Source organism: Nocardia salmonicida, from assembly GCF_036142455.1.
GTDB classification, from domain to species: Bacteria; Actinomycetota; Actinomycetes; order Mycobacteriales; family Mycobacteriaceae; genus Nocardia; species Nocardia salmonicida.
In genome coordinates this window covers 3,253,235-3,275,310 of sequence record NZ_CP108014.1, presented here as the reverse complement: position 1 = coordinate 3,275,310, position 22,076 = coordinate 3,253,235, and the positions used below count along the sequence as shown (strand labels likewise).

The window sequence follows — 22,076 nt, the reverse complement described above, 5'->3', positions numbered from 1 at the left end:
ACGGGGTGTTAGGGGAGCCTAACAGGTGCAAATGTGTGGTTGATGTCGTACCGACCGTACAAGATGTGATCACGACGAAACCATGTCGGAAAGCGAGAACGGACCGCGCCCGGTAGCGTTGATAGACCGGGACTGGGAGGAGCAGCATCATGAGCCCCAACGAGAATTCGGATTCGGCGGCCTGGCGAGAGCTCGAGGCGGTACGCGCCGAGTCGGCTGCTCTTCGCAGGCAACTCGCCGATTCGCCGGATCGCGCACGCGAATTGGAAGCCAGGATCGATTCGCTGACCATCCGCAACGGCAAGTTGATGGACACGCTCAAAGAAGCGCGCCAACAGCTGATCGCGTTGCGCGAGGAAGTCGATCGCCTCGGCCAACCGCCGAGCGGATACGGCATCATCATCCACGCCTACGAGGATCAGACGGTCGACGTCTTCACCTCCGGTCGCAAGATGCGCCTCACCTGCTCGCCCAACATCGACGCCGACGCGCTGGAATACGGCCAGACCGTGCGCCTCAACGAGGCGCTCACCGTCGTCGAGGCCGGGAATTTCGACGCCATCGGCGAAATCGGTACGCTGCGTGAGATTCTCGACGACGGCAGGCGCGCCCTCGTGGTCGGTCACGCCGACGAAGAGCGGGTGGTGTGGCTGTCGGGTCCGTTGTCCAAGATCGCCGAATACGACGACATGGCCGACCCCGATTCGCCGATTCGCAAACTGCGGCCAGGTGATTCGCTGCTGGTCGATACCAAAGCGGGCTTCGCGTTCGAGCGGGTTCCCAAGGCCGAGGTCGAAGACCTTGTGCTGGAAGAGGTTCCCGACGTCGACTACACCGACATCGGTGGTCTCGGCCGTCAGATCGAGCAGATCCGCGACGCGGTGGAACTGCCGTTTCTGCACAAGGATCTGTTCCGCGAGTACGCGCTCCGCCCGCCCAAGGGTGTGCTGCTCTACGGTCCGCCCGGGTGCGGTAAGACGCTGATCGCCAAGGCGGTGGCCAACTCCCTCGCCAAGAAGATCGCCGAATCGCGTGGTCAGGATGCCAAGGAAGCCAAGTCGTTCTTCCTCAACATCAAGGGCCCCGAGCTGCTCAACAAGTTCGTCGGCGAGACCGAGCGCCACATTCGGATCATCTTCCAGCGGGCGCGCGAGAAGGCCTCCGAGGGCACCCCGGTGATCGTGTTCTTCGACGAGATGGACTCGATCTTCCGCACCCGCGGTTCCGGTGTCTCCTCCGATGTGGAGACCACCGTTGTGCCGCAGCTGCTTTCGGAGATCGACGGTGTGGAGGGGCTCGAGAACGTCATCGTGATCGGCGCGTCCAACCGCGAGGACATGATCGACCCCGCGATCCTGCGGCCGGGCCGTCTCGATGTGAAGATCAAGATCGAGCGTCCCGACGCGGAATCGGCGCAGGACATCTTCTCGAAGTACCTCACCGAGACGCTGCCGCTGCACGAGAGCGATCTGCGCGAGTTCGACGGCGACAAGCAGGCGTGCGTCGAGGCGATGATCGAGAAGGTCGTCGAGCGGATGTACGCCGAGAGCGACGACAACCGGTTCCTGGAGGTCACCTACGCCAACGGTGACAAGGAGGTCCTGTACTTCAAGGACTTCAACTCCGGCGCGATGATCCAGAACATCGTGGACCGGGCGAAGAAGTACGCGATCAAGTCGGTGCTCGACACGGGTAACCCGGGTCTGCGGATCCAGCACCTGTTCGACTCGATCGTCGACGAGTTCGCCGAGAACGAGGACCTGCCCAACACCACCAATCCGGATGACTGGGCCCGGATCTCGGGCAAGAAGGGTGAGCGGATCGTCTACATCCGCACGCTCGTCACGGGCAAGAACGCCTCGGCCAGCCGGGCGATCGACACCGAGTCCAACACCGGTCAGTACCTGTAGTCACGATCTGCGAAGGCCGCGTCCCGGTGGGGCGCGGTTTTCGCGTTTCTGTTCACTTTTTTCGCCGAAACGCTGCGCGACAACAAGTGAATAGGGCACGCTTCACTTGTTCGTTTCACCTGATGAGGACATACGAGGAGCGTTGACATGGCCGGTTCCGCCGCTGAATTGCTGACCGAGATCATCCTGCAGACCATCCAGAACCTGTTCAGTTCGATCAGCGCCGGCTGATCGACCAGCCCCACGACGAGGGCCGCGTCTCCCGAACCCGGAGACGCGGCCCTCGGTCGTTGATCAGCCCTGTGTGGTGGTCACGGCATTGAAGACCACATCGGCCACGGGGGTGCCGTCGGCGCCGCCACCCGCGACGCCCGCGTCGGCGACAGTGGTCAGCGCGTCCAGACCCTCGGTGATCGTGCCGAAGGGCGTGTAGTTCGGGGGCAACTGGGTGTCGCGGTAGACCAGGAAGAACTGGCTGCCATTGGTGGCGGGGCCCGCGTTGGCCATCGCGACGGTGCCCGCCGGGTAGACCGCGCCCGCGAGGTTCTCGTCGCTGAACTTGTAGCCGGGCCCGCCCATGCCGGTGGCGGTGGGGTCGCCGCACTGGAGCACGAAGATGCCCTGGGTGGTGAGCCGGTGGCAGCGGGTGTGGTCGAAGTAGCCCTCGCTCGCGAGGAAGGCGAACGAGTTCACCGTGCGCGGAGCGGCGGCGGCGTCGAGCGCGATCGTGACGGTGCCGCAGGTGGTCTCGAGGGTGGCGGTGTGGCTCGCGGCGGTGTCGATGGTGAGCGCCGGTTCGGTGGGCCACTGCTTGCCGTTGGCCTGACCCGCCGCGGCAGGGGCGCAGCCGGGGATCACGGCCTGGTGATTCGGTACGGGCTGCGCGGCGGGGGCCAGTGCCACCAGAGCGGCCGCGGCGATGCCGATACCGAAGAGCGCGCGAATGAAGGGTCGGTCCTGCGAAATGCTGGTCACCTTGGCGGGATCTCCTCGAGAGCGGGTGCTACCGGACGATGTACCGCGCATCCTGCCAGCCGCACCGGCCCGCGTGGGGAGAGACCACCGGATCCGGTCCGCTCGTCGTGTGATCGACACAGAATTCTGTGCTTTCGGGCCGCTCGGCGGGCGATCGGGAGTTCGCTAGCGGGCCCGCAATCGCCACAGTGTGGTCGTCTCGGCGGTGCGAGCCGCGGCGAGGGGGTCGTCGCGATCGGTCGCGCGGGGATGACGCGGACGCGTGGTGAGCTTTCCGAGCACATAGAGACCCGAGTCGTCGAGCAGGCGCGGTATGTGGTCGGCCGGGCGCAGGCCGAGTAGTTCGGCGAGGTCGGACAGCACCAGCCAGCCTTCGCCGTGGGGGGTGAGGTGCGCGCGCAGATCGCGGGCGAACTCGGTGAGCATCGACTGATCCTGGTCGTAGACACCACGTTCCAGGTCCGAGGTCGGCATGCCGGGCAGCCAGGGCGGATTGCACACCACGAGATCTGCGCGGCCGGGCGGGTACAGTGCGGGCCCGGTCACGGCGATCGTCCGGCCGAAGCCGAGCCGTTCGGCGTTGTCCTTCGCGCACCGCAACGCCCGCGGGTTGATATCGGTGGCGACGATCTCGGGGACGCCGCGGGAGGCGAGCAGCGCGGCCAGTACACCGGTGCCGGTGCCGAGATCGAACGCGGTGCGGATCTCGGGATCGAGTGGCGCGTCGGCGACGAGATCGACGTATTCGCTTCGGGTGGGCGAGAATACGCCGTAGCCGGGGTACACGCGCGCGCCGAGCGCGGGCACGTCGACACCCTGCTGTTGCCAGCGATACGCGCTCACCACACCGAGCAGTTCGGTGAAGGTGACCACGCGTTCGGCGTCCGCCGGGCCGTATGCCGCCGCACACGCCGCCGCCACATCGGGAGCCCGGCGCAGGTCGAGGTCGTAGCCCGGGCCGAGCCGGATCAGGAGACTGCCGAGAATGCCCGCCCGCGTCCGCCTTCTGATCCGTTCGTGCTCGTAGAGCGCGCCGAGATCGCCGGTAGCGGGCTTCTTCGCCGGCTTGCGATCGGCGCGTCGGCCCAGCGCTTGTAACAGTTGACGACCATTGTTGTAATCGCCCTGCCACAGCAGCGCCTCACCCGCCCTGATGCGGCGATACGCGTGATCGGCCGAGAGCCGGTCGTCGGCCGTGGTGACGAGGCGCGGTGCGGTCGCGCCGTTCTCCGAATGCCAGACGGCGGTGTACTGACTGTGGTCTTCGGTCCATGTGATGGTGGACACGGGCTGCTCCCGGTGATCGACGGTACTGGTGACTCGACTACGCCGACGTCGGACGCGACGCCGATTCTCGGTCCGTCGCTACGGCGTCGAAACGCGCGCGACTGCGTCGCCGAGTGCCATGTCGAGCGTCACCACTGCTGCCTTTCCGGGGGAGGAGCCCCTCATTGTGCCGTATCGGCCCAGGCTGACGTCATCTAGGGCGCGGCTCCAGGCCGTACGTGCTAAATTCTGACCATGCGGCCAGAAAATAAGCCGGATGGACAGCAGCGCTCGTTCATCGAGGAGGCGCGACGGCGGCAGATCATCGCCTCCACCGTCGAAGTGATCTCCGAGGTCGGGTACAACAACGCGTCCCTGGCCCGGATCGCCGAGCACGCGGGGATCTCCAAGGGCGTGATCTCCTACCATTTCGACGGCAAGGACGAGCTGATGTCACAGGTCGTGACGCAGCTGTTCGTCTCCGGCGCCGAGTTCATGTCGCCGTTCGTCACCGCGGCGATCGCCGACGGCTACCGCGCCGCCCTGCACGCCTACCTGTCGTCGAATCTGCAATTCATCGACGACAACAAGAGCTACGTCGCCGCCGTCGGCGACATCGTGGTCAATCTGCGCGGCCCGGACGGTTCGCTGCGCTTCGACACCCCCGACGGCGACCGGGAGATGATCGCGCCGCTGGTCTCGGCCCTGGCAGAAGGCCAGCGCGCCGGCGAATTCGGCGACTTCGACCCGACCGTGCTCGCGCGTCTGATCCGGGACTCGATCGACGGCATCGCGAACCGGGCGGTGCGGCAACCCGATTTCGATGTGCGCCGGTACCGCTCGCATCTCATCCGGATGTACGACGCGGTGACGAGGAAGGACGACGACCGATGACAACGACGACGGAATCGACCGAACCCGGTGCGACACGCGAGGTTCCGCCGTTCGCGGTGCTCGGTGTCGGCGCGATCGCGGTGGTGGCCGCGATCGGGTTGTTCGCCGTGCTCGGGCAGTACGGCTACTTCGGTGACGAGCTGTACTTTCTCGCGGCGGGCGGGCACCACCTGGCCGTCAGCTACGCCGACCAGGGCCCGCTACTGCCGCTGATCGCTGCGCTGATGGATTCGATCGCACCCGGTTCGCTGGTGGCGCTGCGTGTTCCGGCCCTGCTGGTCACGGTGGCGGGCATCGTGCTCGCCGCGGCGATCGCACGGGAATTCGGCGGCGGCCGTGGCGCGCAGCTGATCAGCGCGGCCGCCTACGCGACGTCACCGTTTCTGTTCGTGCAGGGCAGCCAGCTCTCCACCAATGCGATCGACGGGCCGCTGTGGGTGCTCATCACCTGGCTGCTCGTGCGCTGGGTCCGGACGCGCGCCGATGTGCTGCTGATCATGGCCGGCGTCGTCACCGCGATAGACATGCAGGTCAAATGGCTGATTCCCTTCTTCTGGATCTGTGTCGGGATCAGCGTGCTCGTCTACGGACCCCGCGATCTGCTGCGCAGGCCCGCACTGTGGGTCGGCGCCGCGATCACCACGGTCGCGATGGTGCCCAGCCTGCTGTGGCAGGCGGCGAACGGGTGGCCGCAGCTCGAGATGGGAGCGGTGGTGAGTGCGGAGCAGGAGGCGATCGGTGGCCGGTTGGCCTTCGTGCCCCTTGCCCTGCTCGCGGCCGGGCTGCTCGGCGCGATCCTGCTGGTCTACGGCACGGTGCGGTTGTTCCGCGCCGAATCGCTGCGACCCTACCGGTTCTTCGGTCTGGTTGTCGTGTTGCTCGTGGTCGCGTTCGTGGCGACCGGTGGGCGCTCGTACTACGCCGTCGGCATCTATCCGGTCGCGATGGCGGCCGGGGCTGTCGGGCTGGTCGAGGCCAGAGTCACCTGGCAGCGGATCGCCGCGGTTCCGGTGATCGGACTGTCGGTGGTCCTCGCGGCGTTGTCGCTGCCGTGGCAGCCGGAATCCTCGATCCCGCCGAGTACCGGTGGGGTGGATCTGCTGCTGCACGGCAAGTTCGGCTGGTCCGACCTGGCCGCGTCGACCGATCTCGCCTACCGGGCGCTGCCCGAGGACGAGCGGGCACGTGTGGTGATCGTCGCCCAATCCTATTGGCAGGCAGGGGCTCTCGACACCTATCGGCCGCAGTACGGCTGGCCGGCGGTGTACAGCCCGAGTCGCGGGTACGGCTACCTCGGCACACCGCCGGACTCGGCGACGACGATTCTCTACGTCGGCGGCGAGCTCGAGGAACTGCGCGAGAGCTTCGGGACGGTGACGCCGATCGGGCGATCCGACGCCCGGCTCGGCTACGAGGGCGCCACCCGTGACGTGACGATCTGGCGGTGCGAACAACCGGTTCGACCCTGGTCGCAGCTGTGGCTCGACCTACGCACGATGTAGTGCGCGATGACGGGTCAGGATCGGCGAATGCGCCGATAGGTCGGGGTGGCGGCGGCCGCGGCGGCGAGTTCGGCGGCCAGCCATGCGATGTCGGTATCGCCGAGGCCGCCCAGCGTCAGCCGCAGATGGTCGGTGGCGGGCCGCTCGCCCGCTTCGAACGGTCCGCCGGGCGCGGCCTTGATGCCCGCTGCGGCGAGGCTGATCATGGCGGCGTTCTCGTCGGAGACCGGGAGCCAGACATTGATGCCGTCGCCCGCCGCCACGATCACCTCGTGCCGGGCCAGCGCGCGACGCAAATCGGTAGCGCGCCTGCGGTATTCGAGTCGCGCACTCTCGACGGTGGCGCTGGCATCGGGATCCTGGAGCATCGTCGACAGCACGCGCTGGAGTAATCGGCTGGACCACCCCGGCCCGAGCATCCGGCGTTCGACCACCGGATCGAGCAGTGCCGCCGGCCCGCCCGCGACGGCCAGTCGCAGATCGGCGCCGTGCGACTTGGAGTAGGAGCGGATGTAGACACCGCGATCGGGGAAGTGCGCGGCCAGCGAACGCAGCGTGGTGGTGGCGATGCCCGCCGAGTGGTCGTCCTCGATGATCAGCGCCTGCTGCGGGCCGAGTAGAGCGGTCAGCTCGCGCACTCTGGCGGCGCCGAGGGAGGCGCCGGTCGGGTTGTTGGCGCGCGGCTGCAGGATCACCGCGCGCGGTGCGGGGCCGTCGAAGGCGCGGGCGAATTCCTCCGGCCGGAAACCGGATTCGTCGAGACGGACCGCGACCGGGCGCGCGCCGAGGCGGGCGAGAAGATCGAGGAACGGCGGGAAACACGGGTCCTCGACGATCACCGGATCGCCGAAACGCACGTGGGCAGCGAGCAGCCGGTCCACGGCATCGAGGGCGCCGTCGAGGACGGTCAGCCGTTCGCACGGCCACGGCCAGTCCGCGCGCAGCGTGTCGGCGAGCGCGGGCAGCACCGCCTCGCCGAGATAGTGGGCCGACAGGTCGCCCGGCGCGGTATCGCGCGAGAGCGCGCGCAACGCGGCGGCGAGGTCGGGCAGCAGCGCCGGGTCAGGGGTGCCACGGGACAGGTCGACACGAAAGGCCTTGTCGGAGGGCGAGTGCAGGCGCTGATACCGGCCGATCGGCGCCTCCCGCTTCTCCCCGACGAAGGTGCCCGCCCGACCGCGCGCGGTGATCGCGCCGGTCGCGGCCAGCGCCCGCCACGCCTGACTGACGGTGGCAGGGGAGACCCGGAGTTCGCGGGCCACCGCACGCACCGTGGGCAGTCGGGTGCCCGGTGCGAGGTCGCCGGAGCGGATGCGGCGGCCGAGGGCGGCGGCGATTCCGGCGGCGGTTCGCTCGTCGAGGTCCCCGGCGAAGTCCGCGGGCAGTGCGGTCGGCGAGGCTTCGGTCATCGGCTCATTCTGCGGGCCGTACGCGACCGATCCGGGGCGCACCGCCAACGTTTACGGCACCGAAACTGTTTCCGCGCAGTTGTAACACAACAGAATCAGTTGAAGGTGCAGTATAACAAAGCATGGGAATCGTCAGAGCGGCGCTCGTCCAGACCAGCTGGACTGGTGACAAAGAATCAATGGTCAAAGTTCACGAGGACTACGCACGGGAGGCGGCGGCGCAGGGGGCGCAGGTGATCTGCTTCCAGGAGTTGTTCTACGGCCCGTATTTCTGTCAGCTACAGGACGCCAAGTTCTACGAATACGCTGAATCGGTGCCGGGCCCGACCACCGATCGAATCGCCGCCCTGGCCGCCGAATTGAACTTGGTGATCGTGGCGCCGGTGTACGAGCGCGAGATGGACGGGCTGCTCTACAACACCGCGGTGGTGATCGACGCCGATGGTTCCTATCTGGGCAAATACCGCAAACACCACATACCGCAGGTGACCGGCTTCTGGGAGAAGTTCTACTTCCGCCCGGGCAACCTCGGGTGGCCGGTGTTCGACACCGCGGTCGGCAAGGTCGGCGTCTACATCTGTTACGACCGCCATTTCCCGGAAGGCTGGCGGGCGCTCGGCCTCGCGGGCGCGGAAATCGTGTTCAATCCGTCGGCGACGTCGCGAGGGCTTTCCAGTTATCTCTGGAAACTCGAGCAGCCCGCCTCGGCGGTGGCCAACGAGTATTACATCGGCGCGATCAACCGCGTCGGTATCGAGAGCGAATACGGCGACAACGACTTCTACGGGACGAGCTATTTCGTCGACCCCGAGGGGAAGTTCGTCGGCGAGGTCGCCTCCGATACTTCGCCGGAATTGGTTGTTCGTGATCTCGATATGGATCTGATCAAGATCGTTCGCGAGAGATGGGCGTTCTATCGCGATCGTCGCCCCGATGCCTACGGACCGTTGGTGAACCCCTGATGCGCACTTTCATCCACGGCGGGACGGTGGTGAGCGCCACCGGGTCCCAGCTGCTCGACGTGCTGATCGAAGACGAGACGATTGTCGCTGTCCTGCAACCGGGTTCGACCGCGCTCGGCGCCGATCCGGCCGCCGACGCCGAGACGGTGATCGACGCGACCGGCAAGTACGTGATCCCCGGTGGCGTCGACGGGCACACACACATGCAGCTGCCGTTCGGCGGCACCGAGGCCAGCGACACCTTCGAAACCGGGACAAGGGCCGCGGCATGGGGCGGCACCACCACGATCGTCGACTTCGCCGTGCAGAAACCGGGCCAGCGGGTGCAGGACACCCTCGCCGAATGGCACGGCAAGGCCGCCGGACAGTGCGCGATCGACTACGGGTTCCATCAGATCATCGGCGATGTCAACGACGAATCTCTCAAAGGGATGAGCGAACTCGTCGACGAAGGCGTCACCAGCTTCAAACTGTTCATGGCCTACCCGGGCGTCTTCTACTCCGACGACGGCCAGATCCTGCGCGCCATGCAGACCGCGGGTGACCTCGGTGCGCTGATGATGATGCACGCGGAGAACGGCATCGCCATCGATGTCCTCGTCGAACAGTCTCTCGCCCGCGGGAACACCTCGCCCTACTTCCACGGCACCAGCCGCCCGTGGCAGATGGAAGAGGAAGCCACCCATCGCGCGATCATGCTGGCGCAGTTGACCGGCGCCCCGCTGTATGTGGTGCACGTATCTGCCAAGCAGGCGATGGAACAGATCGCGACGGCGCGCGACAAGGGCCAGAACGTATTCGCCGAGACCTGTCCGCAGTACCTGTACCTCTCGCTCGAAGAACAGTTGGGCGCACCGGGTTTCGAGGGCGCCAAATGGGTCTGCTCCACCCCGTTGCGCTCGCGCGCGGAGGGGCATCAGGACGAGCTGTGGCGGTTCATCCGCACCGGTGATGTCACCGCGGTGAGCACCGACCACTGCCCGTTCTGCATGAAGGACCAGAAAGAGCTCGGCGTGGGCGATTTCAGCAAGATCCCGAACGGCATCGGCGGGGTCGAGCACCGGATGGATCTGCTGTTCCAGGGCGTCAAGGACGGGCGGATCTCGCTCGAACGGTGGGTGGAGGTCTGCTGCACCAACCCGGCCCGGATGTTCGGCATGTATCCCCGCAAGGGCGTGATCAGCCCGGGTGCCGACGCCGATGTGGTGATCTACGACCCCCACGGTCACACCAGCATCGGGCTCGGCAAGACCCACCACATGAACATGGATCACTCCGCGTGGGAGGGCTTCGAGATCGACGGACACGTCGACACGGTCCTGTCCCGCGGCCGGGTGATCGTCGACGACGGCGCCTATCACGGTCGCGCCGGGCACGGCCGGTTCGTCCGTCGCGGCCTGTCGCAGAACCTGCTGTAGAAACCAACTGCCGAAACGGAGAGTGCCGATGGACATCGGAGTCGTCCTGCAGTGCACACCACCCTCGTCGCGGGTGATCGAACTGGCCAGAGTGGCCGAGACCCACGGGTTCTCGCATGTGTGGACCTTCGACTCGCACCTGCTCTGGCAGGAGCCCTACGTGATCTACAGCCAGATCCTGGCCGCCACCCGCAAGGTGATCGTCGGTCCCATGGTCACCAATCCGGCCACCCGGGACCAGACGGTGACCGCGTCCGTCTTCGCCACGCTCAACGAGATGTACGGCAACCGCACGATCTGCGGCATCGGGCGCGGCGACTCGGCGGTCCGCACACTCGGGGACAAGCCGACGACGTTGGCCACCCTGCGCGAATCGGTCGAGGTGATCAGGGAACTCGGCAACGGCCGCAGCGCCCGCGTCGGTGACCTGGACGTGCGGTTCCCGTGGGCCGCCGATTCGCGGCTCGAGGTGTGGGTGGCCGGATACGGACCGAAGGCCCTCGCGCTCACCGGTCAGGTCGCCGACGGATTCATCCTGCAACTCGCCGACCCCGACATCACCGCATGGACCGTCGGCAAGGTGCGTGCCGCGGCGGCGGCGGCAGGCCGAGATCCGCTGTCGGTGAAGATCTGTGTCGCCGCGCCCGCCTATGTCACCGATGGATCGCAGGCCGGCCTGGAACACGCCCGCGACCAGTGTCGCTGGTTCGGCGGCATGGTCGGCAACCACGTCGCCGACATCGTCGCGAAATACGGTACGGGCGGCGATGTTCCGACGGCGCTGACCGACTACATCGCGGGCAGGCAGGGCTACGACTACAACCAGCACGGGCGCGCGGGCAATACCCAGGCCGCATTCGTACCCGACGAGATCGTGGACCGGTTCTGCCTGATCGGGACCCCCGACGAGCAGCTCGCCCGGTTGTGGGAGCTCGAGAAGCTCGGCGTCGGCCAATTCGCGGTGTATCTGCAGCACGACGCCAAAACGTCCACGCTCGAGGCCTATGGCGAGCAGGTGCTGCCGCGGCTGAATCAGCAGGTCACCGCGATCGAAGCGGCCGGTCTGTCGTGATCGCCGATCGCACCCCGGTGTGGGCGTCGAACACCGGCGCGCACGGTATCGCCGGACGATGGCCGGTGGGAGTGCGTCGGTGAGCACGGCGACCTTCGATCCGGCGACAGCTGTTGTTCCACACAAGATCCGAGCCTCCACACCTGGTCGGACCCGGTTGCTGCGCGCGGCCTACGCGGTGAGCGCGTTCGTCCTCGTGGCGGCGATCTGGGAGCTGGTGAAGATGCTGGTGCCCGCCGACGGCGTGAGCATCGCGGGCACCCGCGTACTCCCTCGCACCAGCGACGGCGCGCTCCCACACGTCTGGGCGGTGTTCACCGTGCTCGGCGACCCGGACGGCAAGGGCACCGTCGGTGAAACACTGTTGCGCACAGCGATGTTCACGCTGGGTCTGTCCTTGCTGGCGCTGTTGCTCGGTGCTGTGGTCGGTGTGGCACTGGCGGTCGCGATGCAGCGGTTCGGCTGGCTCGAGCGTGGCCTGCTGCCGTATGTGGTGCTCTCGCAGACGGTTCCGCTGATCGCGCTCGCGCCGCTGGTGGTGGCGTGGGGCGGCAAACTGTCCATCGGCGGTGAGCCGTGGCGGCCGTGGATGAGCATCGTGGTGATCGCGGCCTACCTCGCCTTCTTCCCGATCGTTATCGGGATGCTGCGCGGGCTACAGACGCCGTCGGCGGCTTCGGTCGAATTGATGCGCAGCTGCTCGGCCGGTTGGTGGGCGACGTTGACGCGCTTGCGGTTTCCCGCCTCGGTTCCCTCGGTGATTCCGGCGCTACGGCTGGCCGCCGCGGCGGCGGTGATCGGCGCGGTCGTCGCCGAGATCTCGACCGGTACCGCGGGCGGGATCGGGCGACAGATCATCGTGTTCTCCCAGCAGGCCACCGGCGACTCGGCCCGGCTCTACGCCGCTGTCCTGGCCGCCGCGCTGCTCGGCGTCGTCCTCACCGCCCTGGTCGGACTGGTGGAGCTGGCACTGCGCCGCTACAGCCACCCGCCCGGCACCAGCACATCGAGCGAGGACTGATGAGTGAAGCACCCATGACCGCCTCGGGCACCGATCCCGGCTCTCCGGTGTCACCGGTCGCTGCCGCAGTCGAACTGAGCGACCTCGGCAAGACCTTCGCGGCGGGTGCCGTGACAGCGCTGTCCGACGTCTCGCTCACTGTCTCGGCGGGCGAATTCGTCTCGCTCATCGGGCCTTCGGGCTGCGGCAAGTCCACCCTGCTGCGGATCATCGCCGACCTCGAGACGCCGAGCAGCGGTGTTGTCACCGTGCACGGCAAGTCCGCGCGCCAGGCCCGGATCGACCAGGACTACGGCATCGCGTTCCAGCAGGCCGGCCTGCTGGAATGGCGCACTGTCGCAGCCAATGTCGAACTGCCCCTCGAACTGCACCGGGTAGCCAAAGCGCAACGCAAGGCACGCAGTGCCGAACTGCTCGCCATGGCCGGGCTCAGCGAATTCGCCGACCGGTACCCGGCCGAACTGTCCGGCGGCATGCAGCAGCGCGTCGCCATCGCCCGCGCGCTGGCCCGCACACCGTCGCTGCTGCTGATGGACGAACCGTTCGGCGCGCTCGACGAGATGACCAGAGAACACATGCAGGGCGAGCTGCTGCGCATCGCCGGGGAGACCGGCGCCGCCGTCGTGTTCGTCACCCACTCGATTCCCGAGGCGGTGTACCTGTCGGACCGGGTGGTTGTGCTGTCCGCACGACCAGGCCGGATCAGCGACATCGTGTCCACCGGTGGCTGGGATCGACAGGCGGGCAACGATGTTCGCGCGTCCGGTGAGTTCTTCGCCGCTGTCGCCGCGGTGCGCGCGGCACTGCGCGGCGACACGACCGCCGATGGACAGGATCTGCGATGAAGACCTGGCTGCCACCACTAGTAGTCGGCGTTGTCGTCCTGGCGTTGTGGCAGGTGCTCACCGTGGCGGCGGGCGTGCCGTCGTTCCTATTGCCCGCGCCAAGCGCGATCGCCGCACAGTTCGCCGAGAACGCGGGCCGCATCCTGGATGCTTCCCTGGCCACCGGCACGAACGCGCTGATCGGGTTCGTCGCGGGCACGATCCTCGGCCTGGCCGCCGCCGTCCTCGCGGTGCGCTTCGGGCTGATCGACGGGCTGCTCACGCCGTTGGCCGCAGCCGCCGCCGCGGTGCCGATCGTAGCGCTGGCACCCCTGCTGAACTCGATGTACTCCACGACCACCGAGACACCGCGACGGCTCGTCGTCACCATCGTGGTGTTCTTCCCGGTCTTCGTCAGCACCGCGCGCGGGTTGCGTCAGGTGCCGAAGGTGCAGGCCGACCTGATGAGCTCCTACGCCGCGTCGGGCTGGCAGATCACCCGCACCGTGCGGGTGCCCGCCGCGCTGCCACACCTGTTCACGGGTTTGCGGATCGCCGCGCCCGGCGCGGTCATCGCGGCCATCATCGCCGAATACTTCGGCGGCCTGCAGAACGGGCTCGGTAGCCGGATCACCTCCGCCGCCGCCAACACCGCCTATCCGCGGGCGTGGGCCTACGTCGTCGGTGCGATGTGCGTCGGCCTCGTGTTCCTGGCCGCCGTCCTGCTGCTCGAACACCTCACCCGCCGACCCCGAACCCCACTGCTGTCCACGATCCGATGAGGGAGATCCGTCCATGAGCAAGACCGCACTCCGGTTGCGTACCGCGGTGGCGCTGGCCGCCGTGGCCGCCGCCGCGCTGACCGGCTGTAGTACCACCGACAGTGGTTCCGAGACCACCGCCGACGGCCTCACCAAGGTGACCTTGCAGCTGCAATGGTTCAAACAGGGGCAGTTCGCCGGCTACCTGGCCGCCGTCGACCAGGGGTTCTACAAGGAACAGGGCCTGTCGGTCGAGATCCTCGACGGCGGCACCGACATCGTCCCGCAGACGGTGCTGGCCCAGGGTCAGGCCGACTACGCGGTCGCCTGGGTGCCCAAGGCCCTCGCATCGCGGGAGGCGGGCGCCGGGATCACCGAAATCGCGCAGGTCTTTCAGAAATCGGGCACCAAACAGGTCTCGTTCAAGTCCGAGAATATCGCCGGGCCCGCCGCGCTGCGCGGCAAGACCGTCGGAAACTGGGGCTACGGCAACGAATTCGAGCTCTTCGCCGGGATGACCAAGGCAGGCATCGATCCGGCCAGGGATGTGAAACTGGTCCAGCAGCAGTTCGACATGAACGCCTTCCTCGCCAAGGACATCGCCGCCGCCCAGGCCATGTCCTACAACGAGTACGCCCAGCTGCTCGAAACCGAGAACCCCGCGACCGGAAAGCTCTACACCGCAGACGATTTCACCACCATCGACTGGAACGACGAGGGCGTGGCCATGCTGCAGGACGCCCTGTGGGCCAACACCGAGAAGCTGAAGGGCAGCGAGTACCAGGATCGGACGGTCAAGTTCCTGGTCGCCTCGCTGAAGGGTTGGGCGTTCTGCCGTGACAACCTCGACAAGTGTCGCGACATCACCGTCGCCGCGGGCGCCACGCTCGGCGCGGGACACCAGCAGTGGCAGATCAACGAGGTGAACAAGCTGATCTGGCCCGCTCCCGCGGGCATCGGCGCCATCGACAAGACCGCGTGGGATCGCACGGTCTCGATCGCGAAGAACACCAAGAACGCCGAGGGCGCAACGGTTCTCACCAAGGACCCCGACGCCGACGCCTATTCCACCGACTACGTCACCAAGGCTCTCGATCAGTTGAAAGCCGCGGGCGTCGACGTCACGGGCGCGAGTTACCAGCCTGCTCAGGTCACCCCGACCGAGGGCGGTAAGTAGCCTCGCGGTGTGCTCACTGCGGGGTCAGTCCGATGACCACGCCACCCTGCTGCCAGGTCTGGTAAATGTCGGCCTTGGACGGTTCGCCGTCGGCGAGATAGCCGATGCCGTTGAATTTCGCGTTCTGCTTGTTGTCGCGCGCGATCACCGCGAACAGTTCGATGACGTCGCTCTCGTCGGTGTAGACAGTGGCGGTGAAGGTTTCGGGCGCGCCGCCACGCGACACCCGCACTTGTGCGCCGCCCCGCAGATTCTTCACCCAGGGGCGCAGCGCGGTGCCGATCAGCAAGGCGCCGTCGTGCACGGTGTAGGCGATCGGGACGTCGTAGACGGCGCCGGATTTGCGGCCGACCACGTGCAGGGTGGCCAGCCGCTTGCCGACGACGCCGGACAGTACCGGCACCTTCAGCAGGCTGCGGATGAGGGTATTGAGCTTGTTCTGATAGGAGCGGAGAGGTTCAGGACCGGTGGTCGTCGGTGTGCCGTAAGGGTTCTCGGGGGGTGCGGTGTCGCTCATGGTTTCCAGTATCGCCACGTGCGGCCGCGCCCGCACGGCACGTGACTACGCTGCCGATATGACATCTGGGCAGACCGAGATCTGGCACAACCCGCGCTGCACGAAGAGCCGCAATGCCACCGCGCACCTCGACGCGGCGGGGGTGGAGTACACCGTGCGCCGCTACCTCGACGATCCGCCGACGGTCGAGGAGTTGCGGGCGGTGCTGGCGCGCCTCGGCGCCGAGCCGTGGGACATCACGCGCACCGGCGAGCAGATCGCCAAGGATCTCGGGATGGCGCAATGGGGTCGCGCCGAGGCGGATCGGGAGCAGTGGCTGACCGCGCTGGCCCAGCATCCGAAGCTGATCCAGCGCCCGATCGTGCTCACCGCCGACGGTGGCGCGGTGGTTGCTCGCGACGAGGAATCCCTGCGCACGCTGGACTGACCTCGGCGACCGGTGGCCTGCCGTTCGGAAGGCTTGGTGGTCGTCTATCGAGTCAGCGGCGGGGGGCCGTCGCCTGCGGTGAGCAGGCCGTCCAGGACGACTCGCGTGTCGGGAACGAAGGGCCACGCCGGATCACGCAGGTGCGCACGCAGTTCGGCATCGGTCCACCACCAGCCGTCCACGATCTCGGACGGCTGGTGGACGATCGGACCGTCGTAGCGGTACTCGTACGCGAACAGGTGGCAGCGCAGTGCGCGGCCCGCCCAGTCGCCGTCCCAGGACGCGGTGGCGCGCAACGGAAGTACCGTGCCCGCGGGGACAACGATGCCCAGTTCCTCGCGCAGTTCGCGGATCGCGGTGTCGGACGGGTGCTCGCCCGCGTCGACCACGCCGCCCGCGAGGCAGTCGTGCATGCCGGCGAAGACGAGTTTGGTGTCGGTACGCCGATGGACATACACCCGGTCGCCGTCGGCAGACCGGACCAGCACGCCCGCGCTGGCGTGCCAGAGTCCCTCACGGTAGACGGTGCCTCGATCGGCCTCGCCGATCACCAGCCCCTCGGCATCGTAGACGGCGAGCAGTTCGGCCTCCGGATTCGCTGACACCCGCCCGAGGGTAACCGCCACGAGTGTCCATCCCGCGATTCACCGTTTCCGGCGCTGTGGCTTCACCCCCGGTCGCGGCGCGGCGGCGCGGGCCGCCGTGGTGACCAGCGCCTTCTTCTCGGATTCCTCGGCGGCGAGGGTGCGCCGGATCAGATACTGCTGGCCGCAGGTCCACAGGGCGTTGGTGGCGAAATAGGTGAGCACGACGACCGGCAGGACGGCACCGCCGATCAGCGCACCCGCCGGGAACACCCACAGCGACAGGTTGCGCATGATCGCGGCCGTGCTGTTGTCCCCGACCGCCGGGGTGAGCCGGGCCGTGAAGTGCGTGGCTAGGGCAGCGATCAGCACCAACGGGACAGCGAGGACGGCCACCGCGACGAAAACCTCGCCCGCGCCGCTGAGGGTCGCCGACAGTGGTGCGCCGAACAGCCTGGCATCGAGGAACGCGCGGACTTCGGGTGCGCCGAACAGGTAGTTCGCGGTGGCTCTGTTGAGCTCCACCGGAAGTGGGCTGTCCGTCGAACTGAACGGGCCGACCGCGTAGGTGCCGGTCCGATCGAACGAGCGCAATACATGGAACAGGCCGAGGAAGACCAGTCCCTGGGCGATCAGCGGGACGAATCCGGCGAACATGCCGACGCCGTGTTCGCGATGGAGCAACCGGATCTTCTCGGCCTGGGCGCGCGGGTCGTCGCGATGGGTGCGGCGGATGGCGTCCATCTGCGGTTGGAGGGAACGCAGGACTCGCTGGGACCGGGCTTGCCGGAGCGCGGTGCGCACGAGCAGCGCGCGGACGGTGACGACCAGCGCGACCACGGCGAGTAGCCACGCGAGACCACTGGCCGGGCCGAGCGGAATCGCGAAGAGTTGGTGCCAGCACCATAGGACCGCGGACACGGGAAAATAGACGACATCGAGCATGACGGGACGACCTGTCCGTGAAGCGTGCGCGAACGCACGAAAAGGGGGAGTGGGATCACGAAATCCGACAGGCGGCGCCGACGGCGCGGCACCTGTCAGTGGTGATCGATCCCCGGTGCTCGTGGACGTGGACGACCGGCGGCATCCGGATTGCTCTGTCGCAGAAAGGAACCGCGCAACCGGCGCTGTGCCGACCGCGGCGGGCCCGCGCACGCGACTCGAACCGGTAGCCGACTGCGGCCGGTGACCGCGACCAGCGCGCACACCATCGCGGCGGCGACAGCGCCGAACGCGAGCATGCGCGTGGCCTCACCGCCGGGCGTGGAGATGAGCACGAAGGCGGGCAGCACGCACGCGAGAACCGCGTACGCCATCATCATCGCCCGTGCCTGCATGTCACCGAGCATACCGACGGATGGGGCGAGGGTCGCTGCTATGCCTCGAGCGCGAAGGGTGGGGTGCCGATGCCGGTGACGCGGAGATTGCCCCACGGGTCGCGTTCGGTGAGGTGTGCCGCCGCGGGTTCGCGGCCGGGCAGGACGAGGAAGGCGGATGCTCGCGTCGGTTCGGGCAGGGTGGTGGTCTCGGTGGGATCGAGGCGGCCGTACCAGTGGTAGCGGCCGTCGATCGGGTCGAGGTGGCCGGTGAGGGTGGCGAGGACGGAGTATTCGGCTCCGGGTAGATCGAGGACGGCCGGTCCGGCGTAGTCGTGATCCGGATGCCGGTCGGCGGCGACGGTGATGTCGAAATGGTGGGGCTTCGGGCGGCCATGGCGACGCATGCTCGGCGTCGGGTCGAGCCGACGGTGGTATTCGTGCTGGGTGCTGGCCCGCACTTCGATTCGAGTGCCCGATTGCCGCTGAAGAGCGCGGACCCAGGTGGCGACGAGATCGACTCGGACCGACTGGGCGACCGACGGTTCCTGGACGGCGGGTTCGGCACCGCCGACGAAGAACAGGTTCGGAAAGCCATGGGTCGCGATGCCGCGAAAGGTGACCGGAGCGGGCGACCACGCCGCGTCGAGTGTGCGGGCCTCGCGTCCCGTGACCGGCAGTCGGACGCCGACGAAACGGTCTGCGGCTTTCGGTGCGAAGTCGGCGCGGAGTCGTCTGGTGGTGTCGGCGGTCAGAATCACCACCCTCGCCTGGGCGGGCTCGTCTCCGACCAGGTGGATCAGCCAGCGGTCCTCGTCCTCGTCGAAAACGAGTTCGTCGACATCGACCAGACGCCGGGGGACCGGCCGATCCTCGCGAGACAGCCATCTGTGCCGCGACGTCCACGGTGTTCGGCGCTGTCGGCCGACCGGAGATCGCGACCGATCACCTGCTGGAACCGGTTCGTAGACACATACTTCGGCGATACCGACCGCCCGCAGCGCGCGCACGATCGCCCCGGATTCGGCGCCGATGACGGCGACGTTCACAGCAGACCCACCGCCCGCCACCGCCTGCGTCCGGCCGCTCCGATCAGCCCGTGCTGACCCAGGAACGTCACCAGATCCGCCGCCCCGGCCGCCCTGGATTCGCGCGCCCTCGGATTACCCAGTGCGGCTCTGCGTGCCTGTCGACCGTCGAGCCCGGCGCGAATGTACAGATGCCGGTTGGTGACCAGCGAGACGAACAGCGGTCCGGCCACCGCCACGCACAAGCGGATATAGGCCCGCTCAACCGCCGACATCGCGGGCACTCGCCGAGACAGCGCGTCCCTGGCGAAGCCGATGTGGCGGGCCTCCTCGGTGACGTGGACGCGCATGGCCCGCGCGACGATCGGCTGCAACTGCGGATCGTCGAGCATCCGCCGCTGCAGCGCGTCGAAGATCTCCTCACCGACCAGCGCCGCCACCCACACCATCGGGCCGTGCAGCACGGCGGGCAGTGCGGTGATCGCGAGCCGCGCCGCCGGACGCGGCCAGTACGGACGGGCCTCGACGCGCTCGATGAGCTTGCCGAACATCATCATGTGCCTGCACTCGTCGGCCATCTCGGTGAGGGTGTAGTGCGAGGTCGCGGAGGTGGGGTCGCCGCGGAGCAGTTCGCGCAGCAGCAGTCGATTGAGCAGGTTCTCGAACCAGATGCCGACCGAGAGCACATTGGCCAGTTCCTGGCGGGAGAGCTCGCGCTGCTGGTCGGGTGTCATCGCGTCCCACAGATCGGTGCCGTAGAGGGAGATGACGCGCGGGGGCAGGAACAGCTTCGCCGGGTCGAGAGGTTCGGCCCAGTCGATGTCGACCACCGGGTCATAGGATTTTCGCACCGAGCCGATCAGCAGGCGCTGGGCGAAGGAATCGCGCGGGGAGGCGGTAGCGTGGGGCATCGCGGGCTCACTCTCGGCGGAACGTGCCACGCTAGGTGTTACAGCGTGTATCACCAAGGTTAGTGGAACGCCATGTCACGGTCAATATCCGCACGGGTATCGTTGGCACTGTGACTGCACCATCCGCGCACGCCGATCAGACCGCCGCCGACGGTCGCGCCACCCGCTGGCACGGCCACAAAGAGCGCCGCCGCGCGGAGATGATCGACGCCGCCATCGAGGTGATCGAGGAACACGGTCTCGAGATCTCGGTGCAGTTGATCGCCGAACATCTGGCACTGCCTCGACCGGTGGTCTACCGCCATGTCGGTGGCCGGGCCGAACTAGACGCGCTGTCGCGGCAGCGGATCCTGGAACTGCTGCTCGCGGAGCTGCTGCCCGCTCTGCAGTCCGAGGGCTCGCTCAAAGAAGCCGTACGCGGCGCCATCGGTACCTATCTCGGCTGGATCGAACGCCACCCGAATCTGCACCGCTTCCTCGGCGACGCGGCACCGCAGGGCGCGCCGAGTCTGAGCGGCGCGGGCCGCGCGGTGGGCGGACAGCTCGCCGATATCTTCGCGGCCACCCTGGCCCGGTTCGGCATCGACCCGGCGCGCGGTCGGCCGATGGCATTCGGCATGGTCGGGCTCGTCGACGGCGTGGTGGCGAGTTGGCGCGCGGAATCGGAACCGGTCCTCACCACCGAGCAGGTGCAGGGCATTCTGACCGAGTCGGTGCTGTCGCTGTTCGAGGGCAATGCGCGCAGTCTCGGTGTTCCGCTGCAACGGGATTCGCTCATCGCCGACCTGCTCATCGCACCGGACGCGGCCCCGCCCCCCGGCGAGCGACTGCGCTGACTCAACCGGCCAGCGCGCGATAGGTTCGATTCCACAGCCACTCCACGGGGCCGCGCTCGAATCGGCGCAACCACAGGTGGGCGAAGGTGATGATCGCGGCGGCGACGAGCAGGTAGATCGCCACGGTGAACGGCACCCTCGCCGAGTCGGACACCCGTGCCGCAAGGCCGAAACCCCAGCCGTAGCACAGTATTCCGGCGATCAGGTTCTGCAGGATGTAGCAGCTGAGGGCGGTGCGGCCGACCTCGCTCAAGCGGGTGCCCGCGAATCCGACGCGGGGCCTGCGCAGGTAGAACTCGGCGACCGCCGCCAAGATCGCGAGGGCGACGAACGGCGCCGTCCCGTATCGCGTGAAGAAGATGAAGTCGCCACCGCCCACGATGCCGACTCCCAGGTCCAGCGGCGCGGCGACCGCGAACCCGATCACCATGATCCCGCGGCGAATTCGCGCGCCTTCGGGCCGGAAGACGCCCGCGCGGAACAGCCGCGCGCCGACCAGGAACAGCGCGATCGACATCGGGAACACGAAGATCGTCTCGAGCCGGAAGAGCAGGGCGTGGTCGATACGGAACAGCACCAGATCCCAGAAGGAGCCGTCCGCATAGGGATTCGGGTCCAGCGGTGCCGAGTCGGCCTCTTCGTACTGTGGCGCGAAGGCGAACGCCGCCGCGATCGACGTCAACATCGTCACGTGGACCGATGCGGCGATGATCACCCATCGACGTTGTGCCCGTTCGCTTGTCGCGAGGATGTAGGCCACGGCGAGGCCGGTCAGCGCGTAACCCATCAGTACGTCGAACTCCGCGACGAACAGAAAGTTCAGCAGGCCGTCGAGGAACAGCAGTCCCGCGCGGTAGGGGTATTTGCCGGGCCATGGTCGCCCTCCCCGCCGCGCCGACCCCTGCTGGATGGCGAGCCCGATCCCGAACATCACCGTGAGCAGGCCGAGGAATTTGCCCTGCGCGAGCTGCTGGAGCACCCGTTCGGACCACATCCAGGCGTTCTCGGGGGTCGCGCCGAGCTCGTCGAGGTAGCCGACCATGCCCGCCGAATCGGTGAAGATCCAGATATTGGTACCGAGAGTGCCCAGGATCGCGATGCCGCGCAGCACATCCAGCGCGATCATGCGAGCGGGCCCGGGCGCGGCGGGCGCTTCGGCGGCGGGTGCGACGGCGTCGGTCATGCACCGAGTATCAGCGCGACCACCGGCCCAGCGGATCGCTCACGAGGACGATTCCATGGTCCCCCTCTTGGGGGACGTTC

Annotated in this window: 22 protein-coding genes; 12 read left to right on the top strand and 10 right to left on the bottom strand. The window is 67.7% G+C overall.

Annotated features, from left to right (window positions below; translation table 11 throughout):
- Positions 1-149: 149 nt before the first annotated feature.
- Positions 150-1,910 (top strand): proteasome ATPase, encoded by a 1,761-nt coding sequence (gene arc / locus OHS03_RS15540; RefSeq protein ID WP_328663526.1) that lies wholly within the window; start codon positions 150-152, stop codon positions 1,908-1,910.
- Positions 1,911-2,204: 294 nt separating this feature from the next.
- On the opposite strand, the gene OHS03_RS15535 is transcribed toward arc, so the two are convergent.
- Positions 2,205-2,885, bottom strand: a complete 681-nt coding sequence (locus tag OHS03_RS15535; protein ID WP_328663524.1) for a peptidylprolyl isomerase — start codon at positions 2,883-2,885, stop codon at positions 2,205-2,207.
- Between the two features lie 165 nt (positions 2,886-3,050).
- Complete coding sequence (locus OHS03_RS15530) at positions 3,051-4,172, bottom strand: methyltransferase (RefSeq protein ID WP_328663522.1); 1,122 nt, start codon at positions 4,170-4,172, stop codon at positions 3,051-3,053.
- A 234-nt stretch (positions 4,173-4,406) separates the two neighbouring features.
- On the opposite strand from OHS03_RS15530, the gene OHS03_RS15525 reads away from it, so the two are divergent.
- Positions 4,407-5,045 carry a TetR/AcrR family transcriptional regulator gene (locus tag OHS03_RS15525; protein WP_062983379.1) on the top strand — a complete coding sequence of 213 codons (639 nt, stop codon included), beginning with the start codon at positions 4,407-4,409 and terminating at the stop codon, positions 5,043-5,045.
- Positions 5,042-6,547 (top strand): ArnT family glycosyltransferase, encoded by a 1,506-nt coding sequence (locus OHS03_RS15520; protein ID WP_328663520.1) that lies wholly within the window; start codon positions 5,042-5,044, stop codon positions 6,545-6,547. The genes OHS03_RS15525 and OHS03_RS15520 overlap by 4 nt, the downstream gene beginning before the upstream one ends.
- A 14-nt stretch (positions 6,548-6,561) precedes the next feature.
- On the opposite strand, the gene OHS03_RS15515 is transcribed toward OHS03_RS15520, so the two are convergent.
- Positions 6,562-7,956, bottom strand: coding sequence for an aminotransferase-like domain-containing protein (locus tag OHS03_RS15515; RefSeq protein WP_328663518.1), 1,395 nt, complete (start codon positions 7,954-7,956; stop codon positions 6,562-6,564).
- A gap of 122 nt (positions 7,957-8,078) precedes the next feature.
- On the opposite strand from OHS03_RS15515, the gene OHS03_RS15510 reads away from it, so the two are divergent.
- The 7 genes from OHS03_RS15510 (at position 8,079) to OHS03_RS15480 (ending at position 15,191) form a co-directional block, all read left to right on the top strand.
- Complete coding sequence (locus tag OHS03_RS15510) at positions 8,079-8,918, top strand: nitrilase-related carbon-nitrogen hydrolase (RefSeq protein WP_328663516.1); 840 nt, start codon at positions 8,079-8,081, stop codon at positions 8,916-8,918.
- Entirely contained in the window at positions 8,918-10,336 is a 1,419-nt protein-coding gene (hydA, locus tag OHS03_RS15505) for a dihydropyrimidinase (protein ID WP_405147085.1), read from the top strand. The genes OHS03_RS15510 and hydA overlap by 1 nt, the downstream gene beginning before the upstream one ends.
- A 28-nt stretch (positions 10,337-10,364) precedes the next feature.
- On the top strand, positions 10,365-11,408 hold the full coding sequence (locus tag OHS03_RS15500; RefSeq protein ID WP_328663513.1) for a TIGR03842 family LLM class F420-dependent oxidoreductase: 1,044 nt from the start codon (positions 10,365-10,367) through the stop codon (positions 11,406-11,408).
- Positions 11,409-11,487: 79 nt separating this feature from the next.
- Entirely contained in the window at positions 11,488-12,429 is a 942-nt protein-coding gene (locus tag OHS03_RS15495; RefSeq protein WP_328663511.1) for an ABC transporter permease, read from the top strand.
- The gene (locus tag OHS03_RS15490; protein ID WP_328663509.1) at positions 12,429-13,274 is read left to right on the top strand and encodes an ABC transporter ATP-binding protein; all 846 of its coding nucleotides are present in this window, start codon (positions 12,429-12,431) and stop codon (positions 13,272-13,274) included. Before OHS03_RS15495 ends, OHS03_RS15490 begins: the two co-directional genes overlap by 1 nt.
- Positions 13,271-14,035 carry an ABC transporter permease gene (locus tag OHS03_RS15485; RefSeq protein ID WP_328663508.1) on the top strand — a complete coding sequence of 255 codons (765 nt, stop codon included), beginning with the start codon at positions 13,271-13,273 and terminating at the stop codon, positions 14,033-14,035. The genes OHS03_RS15490 and OHS03_RS15485 overlap by 4 nt, the downstream gene beginning before the upstream one ends.
- A gap of 13 nt (positions 14,036-14,048) precedes the next feature.
- Positions 14,049-15,191 carry an ABC transporter substrate-binding protein gene (locus OHS03_RS15480; RefSeq protein WP_328663505.1) on the top strand — a complete coding sequence of 381 codons (1,143 nt, stop codon included), beginning with the start codon at positions 14,049-14,051 and terminating at the stop codon, positions 15,189-15,191.
- A gap of 13 nt (positions 15,192-15,204) precedes the next feature.
- Here OHS03_RS15480 and OHS03_RS15475 read toward each other — a convergent pair whose 3' ends face one another.
- On the bottom strand, positions 15,205-15,708 hold the full coding sequence (locus OHS03_RS15475; RefSeq protein ID WP_131816944.1) for a nitroreductase/quinone reductase family protein: 504 nt from the start codon (positions 15,706-15,708) through the stop codon (positions 15,205-15,207).
- 58 nt (positions 15,709-15,766) lie between these two features.
- Between OHS03_RS15475 and OHS03_RS15470 the strand changes: the two genes are divergently transcribed.
- Positions 15,767-16,135: an arsenate reductase family protein gene (locus OHS03_RS15470; RefSeq protein WP_056809900.1), complete on the top strand. Its 369-nt coding sequence runs from the start codon at positions 15,767-15,769 to the stop codon at positions 16,133-16,135.
- Positions 16,136-16,179: 44 nt separating this feature from the next.
- Here the strand turns inward: OHS03_RS15470 and OHS03_RS15465 are convergent, their stop codons facing one another.
- From OHS03_RS15465 to OHS03_RS15445, 5 genes are all read right to left on the bottom strand, one after another.
- A complete protein-coding gene (locus OHS03_RS15465) occupies positions 16,180-16,740 on the bottom strand; it encodes an NUDIX hydrolase (protein WP_328663503.1) in 561 nt (186 codons plus the stop codon).
- Between the two features lie 39 nt (positions 16,741-16,779).
- A complete protein-coding gene (gene yidC, locus OHS03_RS15460) occupies positions 16,780-17,664 on the bottom strand; it encodes a membrane protein insertase YidC (RefSeq protein WP_328663501.1) in 885 nt (294 codons plus the stop codon).
- A 95-nt stretch (positions 17,665-17,759) separates the two neighbouring features.
- Positions 17,760-18,059, bottom strand: a complete 300-nt coding sequence (locus tag OHS03_RS15455) for a DUF6412 domain-containing protein (protein ID WP_328663499.1) — start codon at positions 18,057-18,059, stop codon at positions 17,760-17,762.
- Positions 18,060-18,097: 38 nt separating this feature from the next.
- The gene (locus tag OHS03_RS15450; protein WP_328663497.1) at positions 18,098-19,087 is read right to left on the bottom strand and encodes a DUF4873 domain-containing protein; all 990 of its coding nucleotides are present in this window, start codon (positions 19,085-19,087) and stop codon (positions 18,098-18,100) included.
- Positions 19,084-19,977, bottom strand: a complete 894-nt coding sequence (locus tag OHS03_RS15445; protein ID WP_328663495.1) for an AurF N-oxygenase family protein — start codon at positions 19,975-19,977, stop codon at positions 19,084-19,086. Before OHS03_RS15445 ends, OHS03_RS15450 begins: the two co-directional genes overlap by 4 nt.
- A gap of 110 nt (positions 19,978-20,087) precedes the next feature.
- On the opposite strand from OHS03_RS15445, the gene OHS03_RS15440 reads away from it, so the two are divergent.
- The gene (locus tag OHS03_RS15440) at positions 20,088-20,813 is read left to right on the top strand and encodes a TetR/AcrR family transcriptional regulator (RefSeq protein WP_056809893.1); all 726 of its coding nucleotides are present in this window, start codon (positions 20,088-20,090) and stop codon (positions 20,811-20,813) included.
- 1 nt (position 20,814) lies between these two features.
- Here OHS03_RS15440 and OHS03_RS15435 read toward each other — a convergent pair whose 3' ends face one another.
- Complete coding sequence (locus tag OHS03_RS15435; RefSeq protein ID WP_407942485.1) at positions 20,815-21,996, bottom strand: DUF418 domain-containing protein; 1,182 nt, start codon at positions 21,994-21,996, stop codon at positions 20,815-20,817.
- Between the last annotated feature and the right edge of the window lie 80 nt (positions 21,997-22,076).

What these genes read in the sequence shown, in the direction of transcription:
- yidC (WP_328663501.1), bottom strand. Translation starts at nt 17,664, where the DNA reads ATGCTCGATGTCGTCTATTTTCCCGTGTCCGCGGTCCTATGGTGCTGG.
- OHS03_RS15480 (WP_328663505.1), top strand. Translation starts at nt 14,049, where the DNA reads ATGAGCAAGACCGCACTCCGGTTGCGTACCGCGGTGGCGCTGGCCGCC.
- hydA (WP_405147085.1), top strand. Translation starts at nt 8,918, where the DNA reads ATGCGCACTTTCATCCACGGCGGGACGGTGGTGAGCGCCACCGGGTCC.
- OHS03_RS15520 (WP_328663520.1), top strand. Translation starts at nt 5,042, where the DNA reads ATGACAACGACGACGGAATCGACCGAACCCGGTGCGACACGCGAGGTT.
- OHS03_RS15510 (WP_328663516.1), top strand. Translation starts at nt 8,079, where the DNA reads ATGGGAATCGTCAGAGCGGCGCTCGTCCAGACCAGCTGGACTGGTGAC.
- OHS03_RS15500 (WP_328663513.1), top strand. Translation starts at nt 10,365, where the DNA reads ATGGACATCGGAGTCGTCCTGCAGTGCACACCACCCTCGTCGCGGGTG.
- OHS03_RS15435 (WP_407942485.1), bottom strand. Translation starts at nt 21,996, where the DNA reads ATGACCGACGCCGTCGCACCCGCCGCCGAAGCGCCCGCCGCGCCCGGG.
- OHS03_RS15455 (WP_328663499.1), bottom strand. Translation starts at nt 18,059, where the DNA reads ATGCAGGCACGGGCGATGATGATGGCGTACGCGGTTCTCGCGTGCGTG.
- OHS03_RS15445 (WP_328663495.1), bottom strand. Translation starts at nt 19,977, where the DNA reads ATGCCCCACGCTACCGCCTCCCCGCGCGATTCCTTCGCCCAGCGCCTG.
- OHS03_RS15485 (WP_328663508.1), top strand. Translation starts at nt 13,271, where the DNA reads ATGAAGACCTGGCTGCCACCACTAGTAGTCGGCGTTGTCGTCCTGGCG.
- OHS03_RS15470 (WP_056809900.1), top strand. Translation starts at nt 15,767, where the DNA reads ATGACATCTGGGCAGACCGAGATCTGGCACAACCCGCGCTGCACGAAG.
- OHS03_RS15490 (WP_328663509.1), top strand. Translation starts at nt 12,429, where the DNA reads ATGAGTGAAGCACCCATGACCGCCTCGGGCACCGATCCCGGCTCTCCG.
- arc (WP_328663526.1), top strand. Translation starts at nt 150, where the DNA reads ATGAGCCCCAACGAGAATTCGGATTCGGCGGCCTGGCGAGAGCTCGAG.
- OHS03_RS15525 (WP_062983379.1), top strand. Translation starts at nt 4,407, where the DNA reads ATGCGGCCAGAAAATAAGCCGGATGGACAGCAGCGCTCGTTCATCGAG.
- OHS03_RS15515 (WP_328663518.1), bottom strand. Translation starts at nt 7,956, where the DNA reads ATGACCGAAGCCTCGCCGACCGCACTGCCCGCGGACTTCGCCGGGGAC.
- OHS03_RS15475 (WP_131816944.1), bottom strand. Translation starts at nt 15,708, where the DNA reads ATGAGCGACACCGCACCCCCCGAGAACCCTTACGGCACACCGACGACC.